Here is an 18701-nt window from a genome sequence, read left to right on the forward strand (position 1 = left end):
AGTAGGTGAAATAGGACACACCTCCGCGAGCGGGCATACTAGAGTGAAAGCAGCCCCTCGTGGCCCGTGGATATCAAAGGAGCTACCGTGCGTGAAATCAGTGTTCCTCCCCTCGTGAACATCGCCCCGGAAACCAACATCACGGACCTCGTGATCCGAGAGGCAGAAAAAGCATCGAACCCGGCATTATTCTCAAAATTGGACGGCAACGGGCAATGGCAGGACATCCGGGCAAAGGACTTCCTCGCTGATGTCAGGGCCCTGGCAAAGGGCTTGATCGCCAGCGGCGTGGGCCAAGGCGACAGAGTGGGCATTATGTCCCGGACCCGCTACGAATGGTCCTTGGTGGACTTTGCCATCTGGTTTGCCGGGGCAGTCTCCGTCCCGATCTACGAGACGTCCTCGCCCTCCCAGGTGGCCTGGAATCTTGGTGATTCAGGTGCCGTCGCAGCATTCGGCGAAGCAGCGCATCATGAGGACGTCATCCGCCAGGCCGTCGCCGCCGAGGACATCAGTTCCGTGGCAAACGTCTGGCAGCTTGAAGGAGCCGGGCTGGATGCCCTGCGGGCAGCCGGTGCAGGAGTACCCGACGACGAACTCGAGTCACGCCGTTCCGCGGCCGGCCTCGCCGATCTCGCCACGATTATCTATACATCCGGTACCACTGGCCGGCCCAAGGGCTGCGAACTGACCCATGGAAACTTCGTGGAGTTGTCCGAGAATGCACGCGCGTCCCTTCCCGAGATCATCAATGAGTCCGCCAAGACCATCATGTTCCTCCCCCTGGCTCACGTCTTCGCACGCTTCATCTCCGTGCTGGCCGTCGCAGGCGGGGTCAAAGTCGCGCACACCCCGGACATCAAGAATCTGTTGGCCGACCTGCAAAGCTTCCAGCCAACGTTCATTCTTGCCGTACCCCGCGTCTTCGAGAAGGTATACAACTCAGCGCTGACCAAGGCCGAAGACGGAGGCAAGGGTGCCATCTTCCACCGCGCGGTGGACACGGCGATCGCCTATTCCAAGGCCCGCGAGTCCGGTTCCCTGGGCCTGGGCCTGAAAATCAAGCACGCTGTGTTCGACAAACTGGTCTACGGCAAGCTCCGCGCTGCCATGGGCGGCCATGTGGCCCACGCCGTCTCAGGCGGCGGCCCCTTGGGTGAGCGCCTCGGCCACTTCTTCCAGGGCATCGGCCTCCAAATCCTGGAGGGTTACGGTTTGACCGAAACCACAGCACCCATCTCCGTCAATACCCCGTCCATGATCCGCATTGGCACCGTGGGCGCCCCCTTGCCGGGAAACTCCGTCAAGATTGCCGACGACGGCGAGATCCTCGCCAAGGGTGTTTGCGTCATGCGCGGATACTACAAGCGGGAAGACCTCACTGAAGAGACCTTCGCCGACGGCTGGTTCCGCACGGGCGATATCGGCGAGTTGGACAGCAACGGCTTCCTGAAAATCACTGGCCGCAAGAAGGAAATCATCGTCACCGCCGGCGGAAAAAACGTGGTCCCCGCTTTGCTGGAGGACCAGATCCGCGCCGACGCCTTGGTTTCCCAGGTACTGGTGGTTGGAGACAACCGCCCGTTCATCGGCGCGCTGGTCACCTTGGACGAAGAAGCCCTCCCGGGCTGGCTGGAACGCCACGGACTGACTTCAGGCACCACGCTGGCCGAAGCTGCGGACCACGCTGTGGTGAAGGCTGCGGTACAAGAGCTCATCAGCAAGGCCAACCAGTCCGTGTCCCAGGCTGAAGCCATCAAATCCTTCCGGATTGTCCCCGCGGACTTCACCGAGGCCTCCGGCCATCTCACTCCTTCCCTGAAGGTCAAGCGTGCACAGGTCATGAAGGACTTCGACACCGTGATCGAGGAAATGTACTCGGCACCCCGCGCCTCCTAGAGGATCACAGCCATGACAAAAAAGTACCCCGTCCGGACCATGCCGGACGGGGTACTTTTTTAGCGGATTGCTAGCCGATCACCAGCAGCAAGTCGCCGCCCTGGACCTGCTCCACCGATGAGATCGCAAGGCGCGACACCGTGCCGGCCACCGGCGTCGTGATGGAGGCTTCCATCTTCATTGCCTCGATGGTTGCAACGGTGTCTCCGGCGTTGACCACATCGCCTGCCTTGACCGTGACGGTCACGGCACCCGCGAACGGGGCAGCCACCTGGCCGGGCTGGGCAGGATCGGCCTTCTCGGCCGCCTTGACGTTGCTGACTACCGAACGGTCACGGACAACGACGGGACGGGACTGGCCGTTGAGCGTGCACATCACCGTGCGCATGCCCTTCTCATCGGCTTCGGACACGGCCTCGAGCTGGGCAATGAGGCGGACGCCCTTCTCCAGTTCAATCACGTGCTCTGAGCCTTGCTGGAATCCGTACAGGTAGTCCCGGGTGTCCAGCACGGAAATGTTGCCGTAGGTGTCCACACTCTTCAAGTAGTCCTTGGTGGGACCTGCGAAGAGCAAGCGGTTCAGCGTGTGCTGGCGGGTCTTGGAGTCACCCTTGAGCGCAGCGCTGTCTTCGGCACTGATGTCCACATCGCGAACCTTGACGCTGCGGCCCTGGAGGGCCTTGGTGCGGAACGGCTCGGGCCAGCCTCCGGGAGGATCTCCGAGTTCGCCGGAAAGGAACCCAATGACGGAGTCAGGGATGTCGTAGTTCTGCGGGTTCTCGTTGAAGTCCGCAGGGTCGGCATTCAGGCCAACGAGGTGCAGGGCAAGATCACCCACCACCTTGGAGGACGGCGTCACCTTGACCAGCCGGCCCAGGATGCGGTCCGCAGCGGTGTACATGTCCTCGATTGCTTCGAAGTGTTCACCCAGGCCCAGCGCGATGGCTTGCTGGCGAAGGTTGGACAGCTGGCCGCCCGGGATTTCGTGCTGGTAGACACGTCCTGTCGGGCCCGGCAAGCCAGACTCGAACGGCGCGTAGACACGGCGAACGGCTTCCCAGTAAGGCTCCATCGCACCGACGTTGGCCAGGCTGAGGCCGGTGTCGCGTGGGGTGTTGGCCAAAGCTGCCACCAGCGCCGAAGCGGCAGGCTGGCTCGTGGTGCCCGCCAACGAAGCAGCGGCGACGTCCACAGCGTCCACTCCAGCATCCACGGCCGCCAGGAGGGTAGCGAGCTGGCCACCGGCGGTGTCGTGGGTGTGGAGGTGCACGGGCAGGTCGAAGCGCTCACGCAAGGCAGTGACCAGCTTCGCGGCCGCGGCAGGACGGAGCAGGCCTGCCATGTCCTTGATGGCGAGGATGTGCGCACCGGCGTCGACGATCTTCTGGGCGAGGTCCAGGTAGTAGTCGAGGGTGTACAGGTCCTCGTTGGGGTCCAGGAGGTTGCCGGTGTAGCAAAGGGCAACTTCTGCAACAGCGGTCCCGGTTGCACGCACGGCCCGGATCGCCGGAGCCATCTGGTTCACGTCGTTGAGGGCGTCAAAGATGCGGAAGATGTCGATACCCGTGGCCGCAGCCTCGTTAACGAAAGCCTCAGTGACTTCTTCGGGGTACGGCGTGTAGCCAACGGTATTGCGTCCACGGAGGAGCATCTGAAGGCAAGTGTTGGGAAGTGCCTGCCGCAGTGCCGCCAAGCGGTCCCAGGGATCCTCACCGAGGAAGCGCAGGGCGACATCGTAGGTCGCGCCGCCCCAGGCTTCGACGGACAGAAGTTCCGGCATGAGGGCGGTGACAGCCGGACCGGCCGCTACGAGGTCCCGGGTGCGGACGCGGGTTGCCAGCAGCGATTGGTGGGCGTCTCGGAAGGTGGTATCCGTGACCGCCAGGGCCTGCTGCTCCCGAAGTGCCTTGGCGAAGCCCTCGGGTCCGAGTTCCTTCAGCTTCTGGCGCGAACCTGAAGTGGGAACCGGACCTTCGATCACGGGCAGCTTGTTGGCCGGGTCCGAGTGAACAGTGAGCTCGCCGTTCGGCTTGTTCACGGTGACCTCAGCCAGCCACGTCAGCAGCTTGGTGCCACGGTCGGCGGAGATGTGTGACTTAAGCAGTTCGGGGCGCTTGTCAATGAAGTCCGTGGCCACGTTGCCCGCGTTGAAGTCCGGATCCGCGAGGACGGCCTGCAGGAAGGGGATGTTGGTTGACACACCGCGGATACGGAACTCAGCCAGGCCACGGCGGGCACGGGCCACCGCTGCCGGGTAGTCACGGCCACGGCACGTCAGCTTCACCAGCATGGAGTCGAAGTGCGGGCTGATCTCGGCACCTGAGTAGACCGTGCCGCCGTCGAGCCTTACGCCGGCACCGCCGGCAGAACGGTAGCCGGTGATCTTTCCGACGTCCGGACGGAAACCGTTGGCAGGATCCTCGGTGGTGATGCGGCACTGAAGTGCGGCACCCTTGATGGAGACTGTCTCCTGGCTGAGGCCGAGATCCGCGAGGGTCTCCCCCGAGGCAATACGCATCTGCGCCTGCACGAGGTCCACATCCGTGATTTCTTCGGTCACGGTGTGCTCGACCTGGATGCGGGGGTTCATTTCGATGAAGACGTGCTGGCCGGCGCGCTCACCCTCAGTGTCCACGAGGAATTCCACGGTTCCTGCGTTGACATAGTTGAGGGCTTTCGCGAAAGCAACGGCATCGCGGTAGAGCGCCTGGCGGATGTTCTCATCCAGGTTCGGCGCAGGAGCGATTTCCACCACTTTCTGGTGGCGGCGCTGCAGTGAACAGTCACGTTCGAAGAGGTGCATGACATTGCCCTCGGCGTCCGCCAGGATCTGCACTTCGATGTGGCGGGGACGCAACACAGCCTGCTCAAGGAACATGGTGGGATCGCCGAACGCGGCGTCAGCTTCACGCATGGCGGACTGCAAGGCCTCGGGGAGGGCTTCGCGCGTCTCCACGCGGCGCATCCCACGGCCACCACCGCCGGCAACGGCCTTGGCGAAGATGGGGAACCCGATCTCGTCCGCAGCCGCAATGAGCTCGTCGAGGTCCTTGGACGGCTTGCTCGACTTCAGGACCGGAACACCGGCCTTGCGGGCGGCTTCCAATGCGGCAACCTTGTTGCCCGCGAGCTCCAGGACCTCCGCGGGCGGACCCACGAACGTGATTCCCGCCGCCTGTGCGGCGCGGGCAAGGTCCGGGTTCTCCGAGAGGAAGCCATAGCCGGGGTAGATGGCGTCTGCGCCGGCTTCTTTGGCGACGCGGACAACCTCCGCCACGTCCAAGTAGGCGCGGACGGGGTGGCCCACCTCGCCGATCAGGTAAGCTTCGTCGGCCTTCTGCCGGTGGATCGAGTTACGGTCCTCGTGCGGAAAGACGGCTACGGTCTTGGCGCCCAGTTCATAACCAGCGCGAAACGCCCTGATCGCGATTTCGCCGCGATTGGCCACCAGAATTTTCGAAAACATACTTCTCCTGCATCATTGCGGGTGGATCGGTCGGTGGTCACAGTGTGTAGTGCCGCCAGCATCAAACACAAATCTTTGTGGCAACCATCACAAAGGAATCGTCATGTGGGCTGTATATGCGTGCGCGCGATCCGACGGCATGCTATTGCCGCCCTTCTCCCCTGCGGCCGGGCGCGTAGAAAGCGGGATTCGACGGCGATGCACCATATGATGTTGAGGGGGCTTCGGCGAGCCCCGGCTCCGGCTGTTCCGGAGCCGAATCAGCGCGATACGGCAACCGGCGTTAGGTTTTGGGTTTCAAGTGCAAGTAGTCAGCATCAGCAGCCTCAAAGGTGGAGTGGGAAAGACGTCCGTGACCACTGGTCTGGCGTCCGCGGCCCTTGCGGCCGGAATTCCTACCCTCGTGGTGGATCTCGATCCCCACGCCGACGCCACCACGGCGCTCGGCGTTCAGCCGGGCGGACAGCTCGATATCGGGCGGATGCTCAAAAGCCCGCGCAAAGCCCGGCTCCAGGAAAATGTGGCCGGCAGCAGCTGGGTGTCCAACGGTTCCAGCGATGGGACCTTGGATGTCGCAGTGGGTTCAGCCTTCACCGGAATCTACGACCGCCCTGATTTGGGCCGCCGCGACCTTCGCAGGCTCTCAGCCGTACTGGCCGGCACCACGGCCTACGAACTGGTCCTCGTGGACTGCCCGCCCTCCCTCAACGGTTTGACGCGCATGGCCTGGAGTGCCAGCGATCGCGTAGTCCTCGTGGCCGAGCCCGGGTTGTTTTCCGTCGCCGGTACGGAACGTACCATGCGGGCCATCCAACTGTTCCGGCAGGAGTTCGCTCCCAATCTGGCTCCGGCCGGCATCGTTGCCAACAGGGTACGGACAGGGTCGGCCGAGCACACGTTCCGCCTGGCCGAGATGGAGTCCATGTTCGGCGAATTACTGCTGACGCCCCAAATTCCGGAACAGGCCAACTGGCAGCAGATCCAGGGTGCCGCCCATTCGGTCCACCATTGGCCCGGAGATTCGGCCAAGAACTCCGCCAAGCTGTTCGACGCGCTCCTGCAAAGCCTCCTGGCGGGGCAATCGTCGTTGCGGGACCGCCGCCAGCGCTAGGCGACACCAAAGGTCGCCAAGCCCTGGAATCACGGGCACACGCAAGAAAGCCTCCGCCCGTAAGGGAAGAGGCTTTCTTTCTGTCTAAGTTCGCGGCCTATTGGATCGGCATTTAGCCGATGCGGCGGGCCACACGCCGCTTGCTCAGTTCGTCGTCGGGAAAGGACTGCTCCGCGGCGTGCTCGCTCGGAAGGGCGGCAAGGCTTCCCTCAACTTCCCGCCATACGCGTCCAACAGCAATGCCGAAGACGCCCTGCCCTCCTTGAACAAGGTCAATGACCTCGTCGGCAGACGTACATTCATAGACACTGGCGCCATCGCTCATCAGTGTTATCTGTGCAAGATCCTCAACGCCCCGCTCGCGGAGGTGCTCCACCGCGGTGCGGATCTGCTGCAGGGAAACCCCCGTATCCAAGAGGCGCTTGACGACCTTGAGGACCAGGATGTCGCGGAAACCGTAGAGGCGTTGCGAGCCGGATCCGGCTGCGCCACGAACGGCGGGCTCAACAAGTCCAGTACGTGCCCAGTAGTCGAGTTGGCGGTAGGTAATACCTGCGGCCTTGCATGCGGTGGGACCGCGGTAGCCCGCGTCCTCGTCCAGCACGGGAAGGTCCTCTGTGAAGAGCAAACCTTGGGCGCCGGATGCGGGCGCAGCAATGCCGGCAGAGGACTGCTTCAGCTCGCCTGCTTCGCCTTTCGGACTCACGTGACCTCCTTGTTCTCAGTTCCCTTGGGGACGGTGCATACGCTGGCACAACACCGAAATGCAGCAGTGTGATTCCCGCAAGTCCGCACCTTCCAGTGTGACTTGCGCAGGCAGTGTATGCAACGGGAACTTGATACCTTCGACGTTAGGCCCGTCGAGGGCCGAGGTCAAAGACCTTGGCCCCAATTTCCAGTCGTGTCGAAACTTTCACCCTCAACTTTAGGCTTAGGGTGACTCAGCCCTCAAAGTCCTCGGGTTCCACGTCGTCCAGGAACTCGCGGAAGCGCCGCATTTCGCGTTCTTCGTCCACTGATGGATCAGGCTCGGAGTCTTCGCCTTCATCGTGCTCCGTGATGCGGACGCCGGCTTCTTCCATCACGGCGTCGGCGCACCAGATGCGGCACTTGGCCCGAAGCGCCAGCGCCAGCGCATCAGAAGCGCGCGAACTGACGACCGTGCCGTCGTCGAACTGTAATTGTCCGTAGAAGATATTGTCCTCAACGGCGACGATGTTGACGCTGATGATGGAGTGTCCCAGGGATTCCACGACGTCCACCAAGAGGTCGTGCGTCATGGGTCGTGGCGGCACCACGCCCTGCTGGGCCAGAGCGATGGCACTGGCCTCCGGCGTACCGATCCAGATGGGAACGTGCCGCTCGCCGTTGAGTTCCCGGAGGAGGACCAAAGGCTGGTTTGATGGCAATTCAATCCGGACACCCACGATTTCGACTTCGATCATCAGCTATCCATCCGGGAGATGCGATCGTGGACGAGCGCCCTGTGGAGGGTGAGGCAGAGGTCGCTGATTTCGCGGGCGGCCTCTGCGGCGCGTGCCTGTGACGCTGCGTCCCTACGGGACGTCAGTGGAGCAACCGCCCTTTCGACCAGGCCGAACTCCCGTTCCGCCGCAGCTTGGAAGGGACGAAGATGCCGGGGCTCCAGGCCGTGGCTTTCCAACTGCACGCAAGCCCGGGCCACCTGGAGAGCATGTTCGTCGAACCGCCCGCCAATATGGCTGATCAGCCCAAAGCTCAAGAGGGACTCCAGCAACGGGACACTGGCACCCGACTCGACGCGCAACTGCTCCTCAGTCAATGCGCGCGCCCTCCCCTGCAACTCCGCGGCCATCCCCTCCGAGACGGCCTTGGGCGCCACATTAACGCCGGGCGGAAGGTTCTCCGGCCGCTCCCCGCGGTCTATGGCATCAAGGTAATCCTTAATGACTTTCAACGGCAGATATTGGTCGCGCTGCAATGCGAGGACAAAACGAAGGCGCTCAACGTCACTATCGGCATATTGCCTGTAGCCGGCAGGGGTCCTCTTCGGGTTAATGAGCCCCTTTTCCTCCAGGAAACGGATCTTGGACGCAGTCATCCCCGGAAAGTCGTCACTCAGCTGCGCGAGGACTTCCCCGATATTCAGGACCTGCGGTCCGCGGCGGTCCGGCTGGGCAATAGCCACAGGCAGGTACCCCGTCAGACTTGGCCTGCTGCGCGGACAGGGCTCAGGTAGTAGGTCAACCGGAACTTGCCGATCTGAACCTCGTTGCCGCTCTTCAGCTGCACGCGGTCAACGCGGTCGTGGTTGACATACGTTCCGTTGAGGCTGCCCATATCCACGAGTTCGAAGCCGGATGCAGAGCGGAGGAACTGGACGTGCTTCCGCGACACTGTGACGTCGTCGAGGAAGATGTCCGCATCCGGGTGCCGCCCCGCCGTGGTGGTGTCCGCGTCCAACAGGAACCGGGCTCCGGCATTGGGACCGCTATGGGCGATGAGCAAAGCCGAGTTCGGCGGAAGTGCTTCCACGGATGCACGCTCTTCAGGGGCCAACTTTGGTGCAACGCTTGGCTCGTCCCACGTTGGCGTGATGCTGATCGAGGTGGTCTCCGACGTCGGCTGTTCCTCCGCGCCGTTCCCGACATTGGCTTGATTCTGTTCGCCGCCAACCATGGAATTTCCTCCTCATCCGCCGGCAGTTCCAAAACCTGCCAGGCACTTCCGCATCCCGGTACCGCCGGGCAAATCGGTTGCTGGCCCGCCGTCGCGCTTTCCCGCTAAGGAAAATCAGCCTGGCGGGCCAGATAACTTTAGCCTACCTGTTGTTCGTACTCCGATGCACTGAGCAGGGAATCCACGGCATCTGCTTCTGCGAGCTTTACCTCAATGAGCCACCCTTCGCCGTAAGGGTCCGAGTTAATCAGGGCAGGATCGGTGTCCAGTGCGTCATTGCGGTTGATGACTTCGCCGCTCACCGGGGCGTAGATATCACTGACGCTCTTGGTGGATTCGACTTCGCCAACTACTTCATTGCCGGTGACTTTCGTCCCCGGTTCAGGCATCTGTGCGTACACGACGTCGCCCAGTGCGTCTTGCGCAAAGTCTGTAATGCCAATCCGCACAACTCCGTTGGCATCAGGAGCGGTAACCCATTCATGTTCCGCGGTGTAGGAAAGTTCTTCTGGAATATTGCTCACGGGTGGCCTTTCATCGGGACAATTACGAACCTCGACGGCGGCCCGTGCTGGTGGCCACCGCTGAAAGTATAGGCACATTTCCCCTGCACCTGATGGGGTCTCTGCCATGATTGACCCATGACTGAACAAGCACAAGTACCAGCTCAGAAAAAGCGCAATTGGGGCGTAAAAATAATCCTGATCCTGGTGGCATTGCTTGTCGCTGTGGCCGCCTGTTTTATCCTCAGGGCCATCCTCCCCCGCTGGTGGTCCGACGTCATCGCCGGGCAGATCAGGCGTGATCTAGGAGCCAGCGTCCTGGTAGGCATGTTCTACGGTTTCGTCTTTACGTTCATTCCGCTCCTGGTCGCATGGCAGGCCACCCGCAAGTCGGTTACCTGGCCCTGGAAAATCGCTATTGTCCTGGTGGCCGTCGCCATCGCCACCCCAAACCTGCTCACCGCCGGCATCGTCTTCGGCAGCACGGAGTCAGCCCACGCCGGTCAGCGTACTCTCAGCGTGGATGCAGGTTTCTTCACGACGTGGACAGCAGTTTCGGCCATTGCCGCGCTGCTCATCTTCATCGCCGTGACAGTCCTGTGGGCCCTTTGGCGGCGGCGGGGCAAGCAAATGAAAGTTCTGAAGCAGGCAGAAAATGAACGATTGAAGGCCGCGAAAGTCGCTGAACAGGAATCGCGCGATGCCTCACCCAACACACGCGACGCATCGCCCAACACATAGGACGCGGGAAGCCCGCCACGGAATGGTCCGTGGCGGGCTTCCTTCTTAACCGATGTCCAGCGTCAGGCGACAGTCGCCTCACGCGGTTCGCGTTCGACGTCGGGCGTTGCGGTGGGTGCCACAGCTCCCCTGCGCTTGGCTGCTGCGGCTGCGATCACCATGACCAGCAACGCAGCGACCGTAATGCCCGCGCCTGCCCAGATGGGAGACGTGTAGCCGAGGCCGGCGGTGATGGTCACGCCACCGAGCCAGGCTCCAAGCGCGTTGCCAAGGTTGAAGGCACCGATGTTGGCGCCCGACGCAAGCGTTGGTGCAGTGGAAGCGAAGTGCATGACGCGCATCTGCAGACCTGGAACCGTGGCGAAGCCGAACCCGCCCATCAGCGCCAGTGAGATCAGCGTGGCAATGCTGTTGGACGCCGTGAGGGCGAAGAAGACCAACACCACGACGAGCCCGGCGAGGATGACCACGAGTGACTTGTCGAGTGCTTTGTCTGCCGCCTTGCCACCCAGGAAGTTGCCCACGAACAGGCCTCCGCCGAAGAGCACCAGCAGCCACGGCACGGCGCCGGACTCGAATCCGGAGACCTCCGTCAACGTGAAGGCGATGTAGGTAAAGGCGCCAAACATACCGCCGAAGCCAAGGATGGTCACGATGATCGAGAGCCACACCTGGCCGGACTTGAAAGCCCCCAGTTCGCTGCGGAGACCCTTGGTGGGCTCGGTGCTGGCCTTGGGGACCATGAGTGCGATGCCGAGAAGCGCAACGACGCCGATGACCGTGATGGCCCAGAACGTTGAGCGCCATCCGAAGTTCTGGCCCAGCAGGGTTCCGAACGGAACACCGAGGACATTGGCGGCAGTAAGGCCCGTGAACATGATGGCGATTGCCGCAGCCTTCTTGTGTGCCGGGACAAGGCTGGCAGCTACCACCGAACCAATACCGAAGAATGCTCCGTGGCACAGTGCTGCCACAATCCGGCCGATCAGCATTGCTGTGTAGCTGTCGGCTATTGCGGAGAGGAAGTTGCCGGCTATGAAGAGGACGAGCAAGCCGATGAGCACGGGCTTGCGTGGCAGTCGGGTGACTGCGGCCGTCACCAGGAGGGCGCCGACAGTGACGCTGAGGGCGTAGCCGGAGATAAACCAGCCGGCCGAAGCCTCGCTGACGTGGAAGTCAGCAGCAACCTCGGGCAAGAGGCCCATAATCACGAATTCGGTCAGTCCGATGCCGAATCCGCCGAGGGCAAGGGCAATCAACCCTGCGGGCATGTGGAGCTCCTTAGATGGGTGGTTCCGTCGGGAAGTGGAAGTGCGCCGCCGGGAACCGTAGAATAATAGTTGCAGACGCTTTATATATAGTTGCACACGCTAGGTACTTGCGCAAGCAACTACTTTGGGATGCGTCGCGATCGACACTTAAACCAGGCAGGAGCACAGCAGACATGGGCATCAAGGATGACGCCGTAGAAGTACGGGCACAGGGCTGGCGGACCCTTGCCGCCCTGCACGGGAGCATCGAGGCGGAACTGGAGAAGTCACTCCAGGCTTCAAGCGAGCTGTCCGTGGTGGAGTACACAGTCCTGGATGCCCTGAGCCGCCAGGATGGCTGGCATATGCGGATGCAGCAACTTGCCCGCGCCACCGCACTGTCCAGCAGCGCCACCACCCGGCTGGTCAACCGACTCGAAGACCGGGGGCTGCTCACCCGCATCCTGTGCGCCGATGATCGCCGCGGCATCTACACGGAGCTCACCGCCGCCGGCCAGAAGCTGCTTGAGGCAGCAAAGCCGGTGCATGATGAAACTTTGGCTTCCGCGCTGGAGGCAGCCGAGGCAGTTCCCGAGCTTGAGCCGCTGGTGAGGGCCCTCGGCGCGCTCGAAAGGGTTTAGCCGACTTCCGGCCTTGTTCGTTTCCCCGGCGCTGAACGCGAGGGCCAACGAGCGAGGCCGGGAGAACGTGGCCCATTAACGACCAAAGGCCGGAATCACGCGTTTCCGCGTGATTCCGGCCTTCATGGTCGGGCTGACAGGATTTGAACCTGCGACCCCTTGACCCCCAGTCAAGTGCGCTACCAAGCTGCGCTACAGCCCGCTGGTTCCACCGTTCTCCGCCTAAGTTTTCCTCCGAAGAGTCCCACCTAAGCAGTCCGGCCGAACCACCTCCAAAAGCTTACACGAAGTTGGAGGTGGGAGACGCCATCACAGCCAATGTTGGCTGTGATGCCCGTCTCACTTAGCGCTTCTTGCCACGCTTCTCGCGCACGCGCATGTTGACCTCGATGGGCGTACCCTCGAAGCCGAACGTTTCGCGCAGGCGACGGGTGATGAAGCGTCGGTATCCGGGATCCAGGAACCCAGTGGTGAAGAGCACGAACTTCGGCGGGCGGCTGGAGGCCTGGGTGCCGAAGAGGATACGCGGCTGCTTGCCGCCACGAACCGGGTGCGGGTGAGCGGCAACAAGCTCGCCCAGGAACGCGTTCAGGCGTCCGGTAGGGATGCGGCGGTCCCAGCTCTCGAGCGCGATGTCCAACGCAGGGACCAGGCGGTCCTTGTGCCAGCCGGTCTTGGCTGAGATGTTCACGCGCGGAGCCCATTCGACGTGGGCAAGGTCCTGATCGATTTCGCGTTCGAGGTACCGGCGGCGTTCGTCGTCCAGCAGGTCCCACTTGTTGAAGGCGAGAACCAGTGCACGGCCGGATTCGATAGCCAGCTGGAGGATACGGACGTCCTGCTCGCTGAGGACTTCGTCAACGGCAAGAAGCACGACGGCGACCTCGGCCTTTTCGAGCGCGGCCTGCGTACGCAGGGACGCGTAGAAGTCGGCACCCTGGGCCATGTGCTGGCGGCGGCGGATACCTGCGGTGTCCACGAAGCGCCAAGTGCGGTCACCGAGTTCGATGAACTCATCAACCGGGTCGCGAGTGGTGCCGGCCAGCGGATCCACCACAACGCGTTCAGAGCCTGCGAGCTTGTTCAGCAAGGAAGACTTGCCCACGTTCGGGCGGCCGATCAGGGCGATACGGCGGGGGCCACCTGAGCGTTCCACGCCTTCCACCAAGGAGTACTCGGGCAGGGTGTCCATGACGTGGTCAAGGAGGTCGGCCACGCCACGGCCGTGCAGTGCCGAAACCGGGTACGGCTCACCAAAGCCGAGGCCCCACAGTGTTGCCGAGTCGGCTTCCTGCGCGAAGTCATCCACCTTGTTGGCCACCATGATGACCGGCTTCTTGCTCTTGCGGAGCATCTTCATGACGCCCTCATCCGTGGCGGTAGCGCCAACAGCGGAGTCCACCACGAAGAGAACGGCATCGGCCAGTTCCACGGCCATTTCGGCCTGCTCAGCGACGCGGGCGTGGATGCCCTTGGCATCGTGCTCCCATCCACCGGTATCGACCAAGGTGAAGTTGCGGCCATTCCAGCGGGCCGAGTACATGACGCGGTCGCGCGTCACGCCCGGGGTATCTTCAACAACGGCTTCGCGGCGGCCCAGGATGCGGTTGACCAGCGTGGACTTACCCACGTTCGGGCGTCCGATGATGGCCAGGACCGGATCCAGCTTGAGGGGACCTTCGTCGCCTTCATCGCCGTATTCACCGCTGAGCAGCGCGGCGTCTTCCTCGTCGAGTTCGTAGTCGTCCAAGCCGGCCCGGAGGGTAGCCGCGCGGAGCTCGGCCTCGTCATCGTCCAAGGCAGCCAGGTTTTCAGCCACCTGGTCGGTGCCGGTGGGCGTGTATTCGTCGTCGCCGGCTCCGTGGAGGCCGGATTTTTGAGTCGTATCGCTCATTGCACTTTCCTTAGTGGTGGTCTGCCGGCGTCCCGGCTACTGCTGTGTGGCGGTGCTGCGGAGTTGGTTCTCCGGGCGCAGGATCCTGGGGAAGGCCCTGGCCTGTTGCCCGGATGGCGTCCTGGACGTGTCCGGCCAGGGCTTCACGGATTTCCGCAGCCGCCCTGTCCATTGAAACACGCCCCGGTTCGCCCTTCCGGCGCTTCACCGTGATGGGTTCGCCGAAGCTGACATGGAGCTTCCGGCGTGGTTTGGGGATATGGTCGCGGTGCTCGTCGCCCTGACGGGTTCCGAGGATGGCGACCGGAATAACAGTTGCTCCTGAGTTGATGGCGAGCCAGGCAACCCCGTTGCTGATGCTTTCGGCTGCACCGCTCCCCCGGGTCCCTTCCGGAAGAATCCCGACGCAGCGGCCGTCGTCGAGCAGTTGTTTGCCGATGTGCAGGGCGGTGCGGTCGCCGGCGCGGTCAACCGGAATTTGTCCGGATCCCCGCAAGACTGAGCCCAGGAGTCCCTTGAACATTTCTTTCTTGACGAGGATGTGCATGGGGCGCGGGGACGCACCGAACATCACCGGCCCGTCCAGGAAACTGATGTGGTTCGCGGCGAAAACAACCGGTCCGGCGGCGGGAACGTTGCCTTTGCCCGCCACCGTGGTCCGGTAGATGACGTGGTCAAGGAACCAACCAACGGGTCGGCTCCACACCCTGGTCCACGCGGAGGGGAGCTGCTTCCTAGTCGCCATAGATCACCTTGCTGACGATCGCCAGGGCGGTCTCTACAGTTTCCTCAAAGTTCAGGTCCGAGGAATCCAGCGTCACAACACCATCTGCTGCTTGGGTGAAGTTCACCACGGTGGAGTCCTTGGCGTCACGCTGGATGACCTGGGCGGCGAGCTGTTCCTTGCTCTGCGTCCCACCCAGTTGGATGCCCCGACGCCGGAGCCGGGCTTCCTCACTGGCGGTCAGGAGCATGCGGACCTCGGCATTCGGGACGACGACGGTGGTGATGTCGCGTCCCTCCACCACCATGCGGTGGTGGTGCTGGTCGATCAGCTCGCGTTGGCGGCGGATCAACTCGGTTCGGGCGCCAAGGGTGGTAGCGACGGCACTGACAGAGGATGAGATCAGGGGATCCCGAATCTCATCTGTGATGTCGGTGCCGTCGACGGCCACGTACTCCGTGGCGGTGGTGGTGCTGATTTCCAAAGGCATGGTCTTGGAAGCCTGCTCCACTGCCGCGCCGTCCTGGAGGTCAACGCCGGTCTTGAGGCAGTACCACGTCAGGGCACGATACATCGCACCGGTATCGAGGTACGCCAGCTTCAAGCGCCGGGCTACTTCCTTGCTGACACTGGACTTGCCCGATCCCGAAGGGCCGTCGATGGCAATCACCAGCGGCTTGCCCGGGCGGGCGACCGTTTCCGGGCCGAAGAATTCACGCGTCATTACTGGAGTACCCGCCATCCACGGTCAGTCAAAGCTTCAACAAGGAGGTCATGCTTGCTGGGAAGCACGGAAAGCTCCACCATGCCCACGTTTTGTCCCGACGAATGGTCGAGTCGAAGGTCTTCAAGGTTCACACCGATCTCGCCGATCTCCGTGAGGAGGTGCGCGATCTGGCCTGGCTTGTCGTCCACCAGGATAGTGAGCCACGAATACGCCTGCGGAGGTCCACCGTGCTTGCCCGGAATCCGTGCCTGCCCGGCGTTGCCCTCGCTGATCAGCTGAGCCAGATCGAGCCGGGCGCCGGGCGCCATCGGTTCTTCCAGTGTTCCGATCAAGCGGTTCAAGTCCTCGCGGACACCGTGCAGGATGGAGACTACCTTTTCGGCATTGCCTCCCAGGATCTGAACCCAGAGGGTGGGATCGCTGGCTGCGATGCGGGTGGTGTCCCGGAGCCCGTTGCCTGCCAGCGACAGGGCGTGCAGAGGCGTACCTTGCAGCCGGCTGGCCAGCAGGGAAGACATGATCTGCGGCAGGTGCGACACCAAGGCCACGGCTTCATCGTGCTCATCAGCCGTGAACTGGGAGACGATACCGCCCAGGTCACCAGCGAGCGAACGCGCCGTTTGCAGGGCATTGGCTCCGGTTTCATCCGACGGGCAGACAACCCACGGCATGGAGGTGAAAAGCTCACCCCGCGCAGCCACGGGACCGGACTTTTCCCGGCCCGCCATCGGGTGCGTACCCACATAACGGGAAAGGTCCACGCCGCGTTCGCGCAGCTGCGCTTGGATAGTGGCCTTCACGCTGGCGATATCGACCACGACGGCGGACGGGTAGTCCGTCAGTGCCTGTTGGACAACGTCGGCAGTAACGTCCGGCGGTGCAGCAACAACGACGAGCTGGGGTACTTCTTCCAGCTCTGCCACCGGCCGTCCCGCTCCGATGTCCACCGCCACAGCCTGATTGGTGGGCGAGGGATCGGAAAGGAAGACCGGAACTCCACGTCCGCGCAGGCCCAGGCCAATGCTGGCCCCCAACAGGCCAGTACCAAGAACGACGACCGGACCATCAAGATGGCCCCGGCCGTGCGTACCGAATGCCGACATGCCCTAGAGCCCTACGGATGCCAGGAGGTGTCCGACTTCCTGCCTGCCGAGGTTGCGGATGCTCCCCTGGCGCTGATCGCCCAAGCCAATGGGACCAACCTTGACGCGGACGAGCCGCTCAACGGGGAATCCGACGGCGTCGAACATACGGCGCACAATACGGTTCTTTCCCGAGTGGAGGACAACCTCAATCAGGACGTGGCCCGGTGTGGAGTCCACCAAACGGAAGGAGTCCACGGCAGCCACGCCGTCTTCAAGCTCGACGCCGTTCTTCAGCTTCGCGCCGACGCCCTGCGGGAACGGACCGCGAACCTGGACGAGGTACGTCTTGGGCACCTCATAGGAAGGGTGCGTCAAGCGGTTGGCGAGTTCGCCGTCGTTGGTCAGCAGCAGCAGGCCCTCAGTGGCGACGTCGAGGCGGCCGACGTGGAACAGACGCTCGCCCTTGTTCTTGTTGTTCTTCAGGAAGTCGCTGATACAGGGGCGGCCCTCGGGGTCTTCCATGGTGGAAACGACGCCCTTGGGCTTGTTGAACACCATGTAGACGAGGGTCTCGTCCAGCTGGATCCGAATGCCGTCAACGTGGATTACGGCTGAAGTGGGGTCCACGCGCATTCCGAGCTCAGTGGTGACCACGCCATCGACCTCTACGCGGCCTTCAAGGATCATTTCCTCACACACGCGACGTGAAGCCACGCCTGCCTGGGCCATGACCTTTTGCAGGCGTACGCCGTCAACATCGTGAAGGTCCGACTGCGGAACTTCCTGGCGCGGACCACGGTTGCGGCCCGGCTTGCGGATGGGACCCAGGTTCTGGCCGAAGCGTTCGCTGCCGAAGGCCTTGGAACCGAACTGCTTGGCAGGCTTCGCCTTCGGCTTTATTGCGCCCGGAGTTCCCGGTGCTTTGCCGAAGCCGGGCTTGTTGGAGCCGGGCTTCCGGAAAGGCTTGGCAGGCCTGGCGGCCTGGCGGCGATCGAAGTCGGCAGCCGATGTGGGGTTATCGGGATCGAAGGGGGCCGCTTCCCGTGGCTTGGAAGCCTTGAACGGGCGGCCCTCGCCCTGGGTGAAGTTGCGCTTTCCAGCGCCGGCGCTTCCGCCGCGGCCGGAGAAGCCGCCGGCGTTGGAGCGGCCTGTGCCGCCCGTGGCCTCATTGCGTCCAGAACTGTTGCGTCCCGAACCGTTACGTGGTGAACTCTGGCGTCCCGCCTGTGTCATGACCCGTCCTTGTGTAGTAATGGCCGGCATTCCGTGCTGCAATCAACACTAGCCAGCCGGGGCAGACATCGTCTGCCCTTTGTCGCTGCGCACCTGGAAGGTGCTGTGAATCCATATGAAGTTCTCTTGCGGCGCCGGTACTGGCCTTGGCTACATCCGGCTGGCGTCGTAGTGCTCGTCGATCCCTTCCAAACCTGGAAGGTGCGGCGAAAGCTGGGGCAATTCCGCCACCGAGCCGATGCCCATCCGTTCCAGGAAATAGGAGGTTGTCCGGTAAAGGACAGCCCCGGATTCGGGATCGTTTCCGGAATCCTCGATCAAACCCCGTTGGGTCAGAGTCCGGACGACAGAATCGACGTTGACGCCGCGAATGGCAGACACCCGGGCCCTGGAGACCGGTTGCCGATAGGCAATGACTGCCAGGGTTTCAAGCGCTGCCTGAGTGAGCCTGGTGGTCTGCCCTTCGAGAACGAACCTGCCCACGATGTCGGCAAAATCCGACCGTGAGTAGATCCGCCACCCGCCGGCGACGTTCCGCAATTCAAAACCCCGGGGTGCAGTGCTGGCATCGGCAAAGCCGACAGCATCCACCTCCGGGGCTTTAACAGTATAGCCGCTATACTCCCGCTGCAGGTCATGCAGCAAATCCTCGACGACGGCGACCGTTACGTTAAGCCCTGCGGCCAGCTCTTCGGAGGTGGCCGGTTCGTCAATGACCATGAGGACTGCCTCCAGGGCCGACCGGGCACCGCCGGGCAGCATTTCCAGT

17 protein-coding genes and 1 tRNA gene are annotated in these 18701 nt (G+C 62.8%); 4 read left to right on the forward strand and 14 right to left on the reverse strand.

What is annotated here, in order from left to right; translation table 11 throughout:
• Window positions 1-87 precede the first annotated feature (87 nt).
• The gene (locus tag GVL04_RS19820) at window positions 88-1899 is read left to right on the forward strand and encodes a long-chain fatty acid--CoA ligase (RefSeq protein WP_159707717.1); all 1812 of its coding nucleotides are present in this window, start codon (window positions 88-90) and stop codon (window positions 1897-1899) included.
• Window positions 1900-1969: 70 nt separating this feature from the next.
• Here GVL04_RS19820 and GVL04_RS19825 read toward each other — a convergent pair whose 3' ends face one another.
• Window positions 1970-5365 (reverse strand): pyruvate carboxylase, encoded by a 3396-nt coding sequence (locus GVL04_RS19825; RefSeq protein ID WP_159707719.1) that lies wholly within the window; start codon window positions 5363-5365, stop codon window positions 1970-1972.
• A 301-nt stretch (window positions 5366-5666) separates the two neighbouring features.
• On the opposite strand from GVL04_RS19825, the gene GVL04_RS19830 reads away from it, so the two are divergent.
• Window positions 5667-6476 carry a ParA family protein gene (locus tag GVL04_RS19830; RefSeq protein WP_159707721.1) on the forward strand — a complete coding sequence of 270 codons (810 nt, stop codon included), beginning with the start codon at window positions 5667-5669 and terminating at the stop codon, window positions 6474-6476.
• A gap of 112 nt (window positions 6477-6588) precedes the next feature.
• On the opposite strand, the gene GVL04_RS19835 is transcribed toward GVL04_RS19830, so the two are convergent.
• The 5 genes from GVL04_RS19835 to gcvH all read right to left on the reverse strand — a co-directional run bounded on the left by GVL04_RS19835 (window position 6589) and on the right by gcvH (window position 9658).
• Window positions 6589-7182, reverse strand: a complete 594-nt coding sequence (locus GVL04_RS19835) for a MerR family transcriptional regulator (RefSeq protein WP_011774391.1) — start codon at window positions 7180-7182, stop codon at window positions 6589-6591.
• 235 nt (window positions 7183-7417) lie between these two features.
• The gene (locus GVL04_RS19840) at window positions 7418-7921 is read right to left on the reverse strand and encodes a bifunctional nuclease family protein (RefSeq protein WP_026548570.1); all 504 of its coding nucleotides are present in this window, start codon (window positions 7919-7921) and stop codon (window positions 7418-7420) included.
• Entirely contained in the window at window positions 7921-8637 is a 717-nt protein-coding gene (locus tag GVL04_RS19845; RefSeq protein ID WP_159707784.1) for a MerR family transcriptional regulator, read from the reverse strand. Before GVL04_RS19845 ends, GVL04_RS19840 begins: the two co-directional genes overlap by 1 nt.
• 20 nt (window positions 8638-8657) lie before the next feature.
• Window positions 8658-9134 (reverse strand): FHA domain-containing protein, encoded by a 477-nt coding sequence (locus GVL04_RS19850; RefSeq protein ID WP_144652821.1) that lies wholly within the window; start codon window positions 9132-9134, stop codon window positions 8658-8660.
• A 137-nt stretch (window positions 9135-9271) separates the two neighbouring features.
• Window positions 9272-9658 carry a glycine cleavage system protein GcvH gene (gcvH, locus tag GVL04_RS19855; RefSeq protein WP_159707723.1) on the reverse strand — a complete coding sequence of 129 codons (387 nt, stop codon included), beginning with the start codon at window positions 9656-9658 and terminating at the stop codon, window positions 9272-9274.
• Between the two features lie 117 nt (window positions 9659-9775).
• On the opposite strand from gcvH, the gene GVL04_RS19860 reads away from it, so the two are divergent.
• On the forward strand, window positions 9776-10378 hold the full coding sequence (locus GVL04_RS19860; protein WP_159707725.1) for a hypothetical protein: 603 nt from the start codon (window positions 9776-9778) through the stop codon (window positions 10376-10378).
• Between the two features lie 62 nt (window positions 10379-10440).
• Here the strand turns inward: GVL04_RS19860 and GVL04_RS19865 are convergent, their stop codons facing one another.
• Window positions 10441-11649, reverse strand: coding sequence for an MFS transporter (locus GVL04_RS19865; protein WP_159707727.1), 1209 nt, complete (start codon window positions 11647-11649; stop codon window positions 10441-10443).
• A 173-nt stretch (window positions 11650-11822) separates the two neighbouring features.
• On the opposite strand from GVL04_RS19865, the gene GVL04_RS19870 reads away from it, so the two are divergent.
• Window positions 11823-12269 (forward strand): MarR family winged helix-turn-helix transcriptional regulator, encoded by a 447-nt coding sequence (locus GVL04_RS19870; RefSeq protein WP_159707729.1) that lies wholly within the window; start codon window positions 11823-11825, stop codon window positions 12267-12269.
• Window positions 12270-12394: 125 nt separating this feature from the next.
• Here the strand turns inward: GVL04_RS19870 and GVL04_RS19875 are convergent.
• The 7 genes from GVL04_RS19875 to GVL04_RS19905 form a co-directional block, all read right to left on the reverse strand.
• Window positions 12395-12471, reverse strand: a tRNA-Pro gene (locus GVL04_RS19875).
• Window positions 12472-12612: 141 nt separating this feature from the next.
• Window positions 12613-14163: a ribosome biogenesis GTPase Der gene (gene der / locus GVL04_RS19880; RefSeq protein WP_159707731.1), complete on the reverse strand. Its 1551-nt coding sequence runs from the start codon at window positions 14161-14163 to the stop codon at window positions 12613-12615.
• Window positions 14164-14173: 10 nt separating this feature from the next.
• Window positions 14174-14908, reverse strand: a complete 735-nt coding sequence (locus GVL04_RS19885; RefSeq protein WP_200846910.1) for a 1-acyl-sn-glycerol-3-phosphate acyltransferase — start codon at window positions 14906-14908, stop codon at window positions 14174-14176.
• Window positions 14898-15611, reverse strand: a complete 714-nt coding sequence (cmk, locus tag GVL04_RS19890; protein WP_159707733.1) for a (d)CMP kinase — start codon at window positions 15609-15611, stop codon at window positions 14898-14900. The genes GVL04_RS19885 and cmk overlap by 11 nt, the downstream gene beginning before the upstream one ends.
• Window positions 15611-16717 carry a prephenate dehydrogenase gene (locus tag GVL04_RS19895; protein ID WP_159707735.1) on the reverse strand — a complete coding sequence of 369 codons (1107 nt, stop codon included), beginning with the start codon at window positions 16715-16717 and terminating at the stop codon, window positions 15611-15613. The genes cmk and GVL04_RS19895 overlap by 1 nt, the downstream gene beginning before the upstream one ends.
• Before the next feature lie 3 nt (window positions 16718-16720).
• The gene (locus GVL04_RS19900; protein ID WP_159707737.1) at window positions 16721-17932 is read right to left on the reverse strand and encodes a pseudouridine synthase; all 1212 of its coding nucleotides are present in this window, start codon (window positions 17930-17932) and stop codon (window positions 16721-16723) included.
• A 150-nt stretch (window positions 17933-18082) separates the two neighbouring features.
• Window positions 18083-18694: an SMC-Scp complex subunit ScpB gene (locus GVL04_RS19905; protein WP_200846911.1), complete on the reverse strand. Its 612-nt coding sequence runs from the start codon at window positions 18692-18694 to the stop codon at window positions 18083-18085.
• Window positions 18695-18701: the final 7 nt, after the last annotated feature.

The sequence above is a fragment of the Arthrobacter sp. 18067 genome (genome assembly GCF_902706295.1).
Taxonomy (GTDB): Bacteria; Actinomycetota; Actinomycetes; order Actinomycetales; family Micrococcaceae; genus Arthrobacter.

Excerpts from the sequence above, each read along its gene's own strand:
- der (WP_159707731.1), bottom strand. The coding sequence starts at position 14,163 with ATGAGCGATACGACTCAAAAATCCGGCCTCCACGGAGCCGGCGACGAC.
- GVL04_RS19850 (WP_144652821.1), bottom strand. The coding sequence starts at position 9,134 with ATGGTTGGCGGCGAACAGAATCAAGCCAATGTCGGGAACGGCGCGGAG.
- GVL04_RS19825 (WP_159707719.1), bottom strand. The coding sequence starts at position 5,365 with ATGTTTTCGAAAATTCTGGTGGCCAATCGCGGCGAAATCGCGATCAGG.
- GVL04_RS19885 (WP_200846910.1), bottom strand. The coding sequence starts at position 14,908 with ATGGCGACTAGGAAGCAGCTCCCCTCCGCGTGGACCAGGGTGTGGAGC.
- GVL04_RS19905 (WP_200846911.1), bottom strand. The coding sequence starts at position 18,694 with ATGCTGCCCGGCGGTGCCCGGTCGGCCCTGGAGGCAGTCCTCATGGTC.
- cmk (WP_159707733.1), bottom strand. The coding sequence starts at position 15,611 with ATGACGCGTGAATTCTTCGGCCCGGAAACGGTCGCCCGCCCGGGCAAG.
- GVL04_RS19840 (WP_026548570.1), bottom strand. The coding sequence starts at position 7,921 with ATGATCGAAGTCGAAATCGTGGGTGTCCGGATTGAATTGCCATCAAAC.
- GVL04_RS19865 (WP_159707727.1), bottom strand. The coding sequence starts at position 11,649 with ATGCCCGCAGGGTTGATTGCCCTTGCCCTCGGCGGATTCGGCATCGGA.
- GVL04_RS19895 (WP_159707735.1), bottom strand. The coding sequence starts at position 16,717 with ATGTCGGCATTCGGTACGCACGGCCGGGGCCATCTTGATGGTCCGGTC.
- GVL04_RS19870 (WP_159707729.1), top strand. The coding sequence starts at position 11,823 with ATGGGCATCAAGGATGACGCCGTAGAAGTACGGGCACAGGGCTGGCGG.
- GVL04_RS19900 (WP_159707737.1), bottom strand. The coding sequence starts at position 17,932 with ATGACACAGGCGGGACGCCAGAGTTCACCACGTAACGGTTCGGGACGC.
- GVL04_RS19860 (WP_159707725.1), top strand. The coding sequence starts at position 9,776 with ATGACTGAACAAGCACAAGTACCAGCTCAGAAAAAGCGCAATTGGGGC.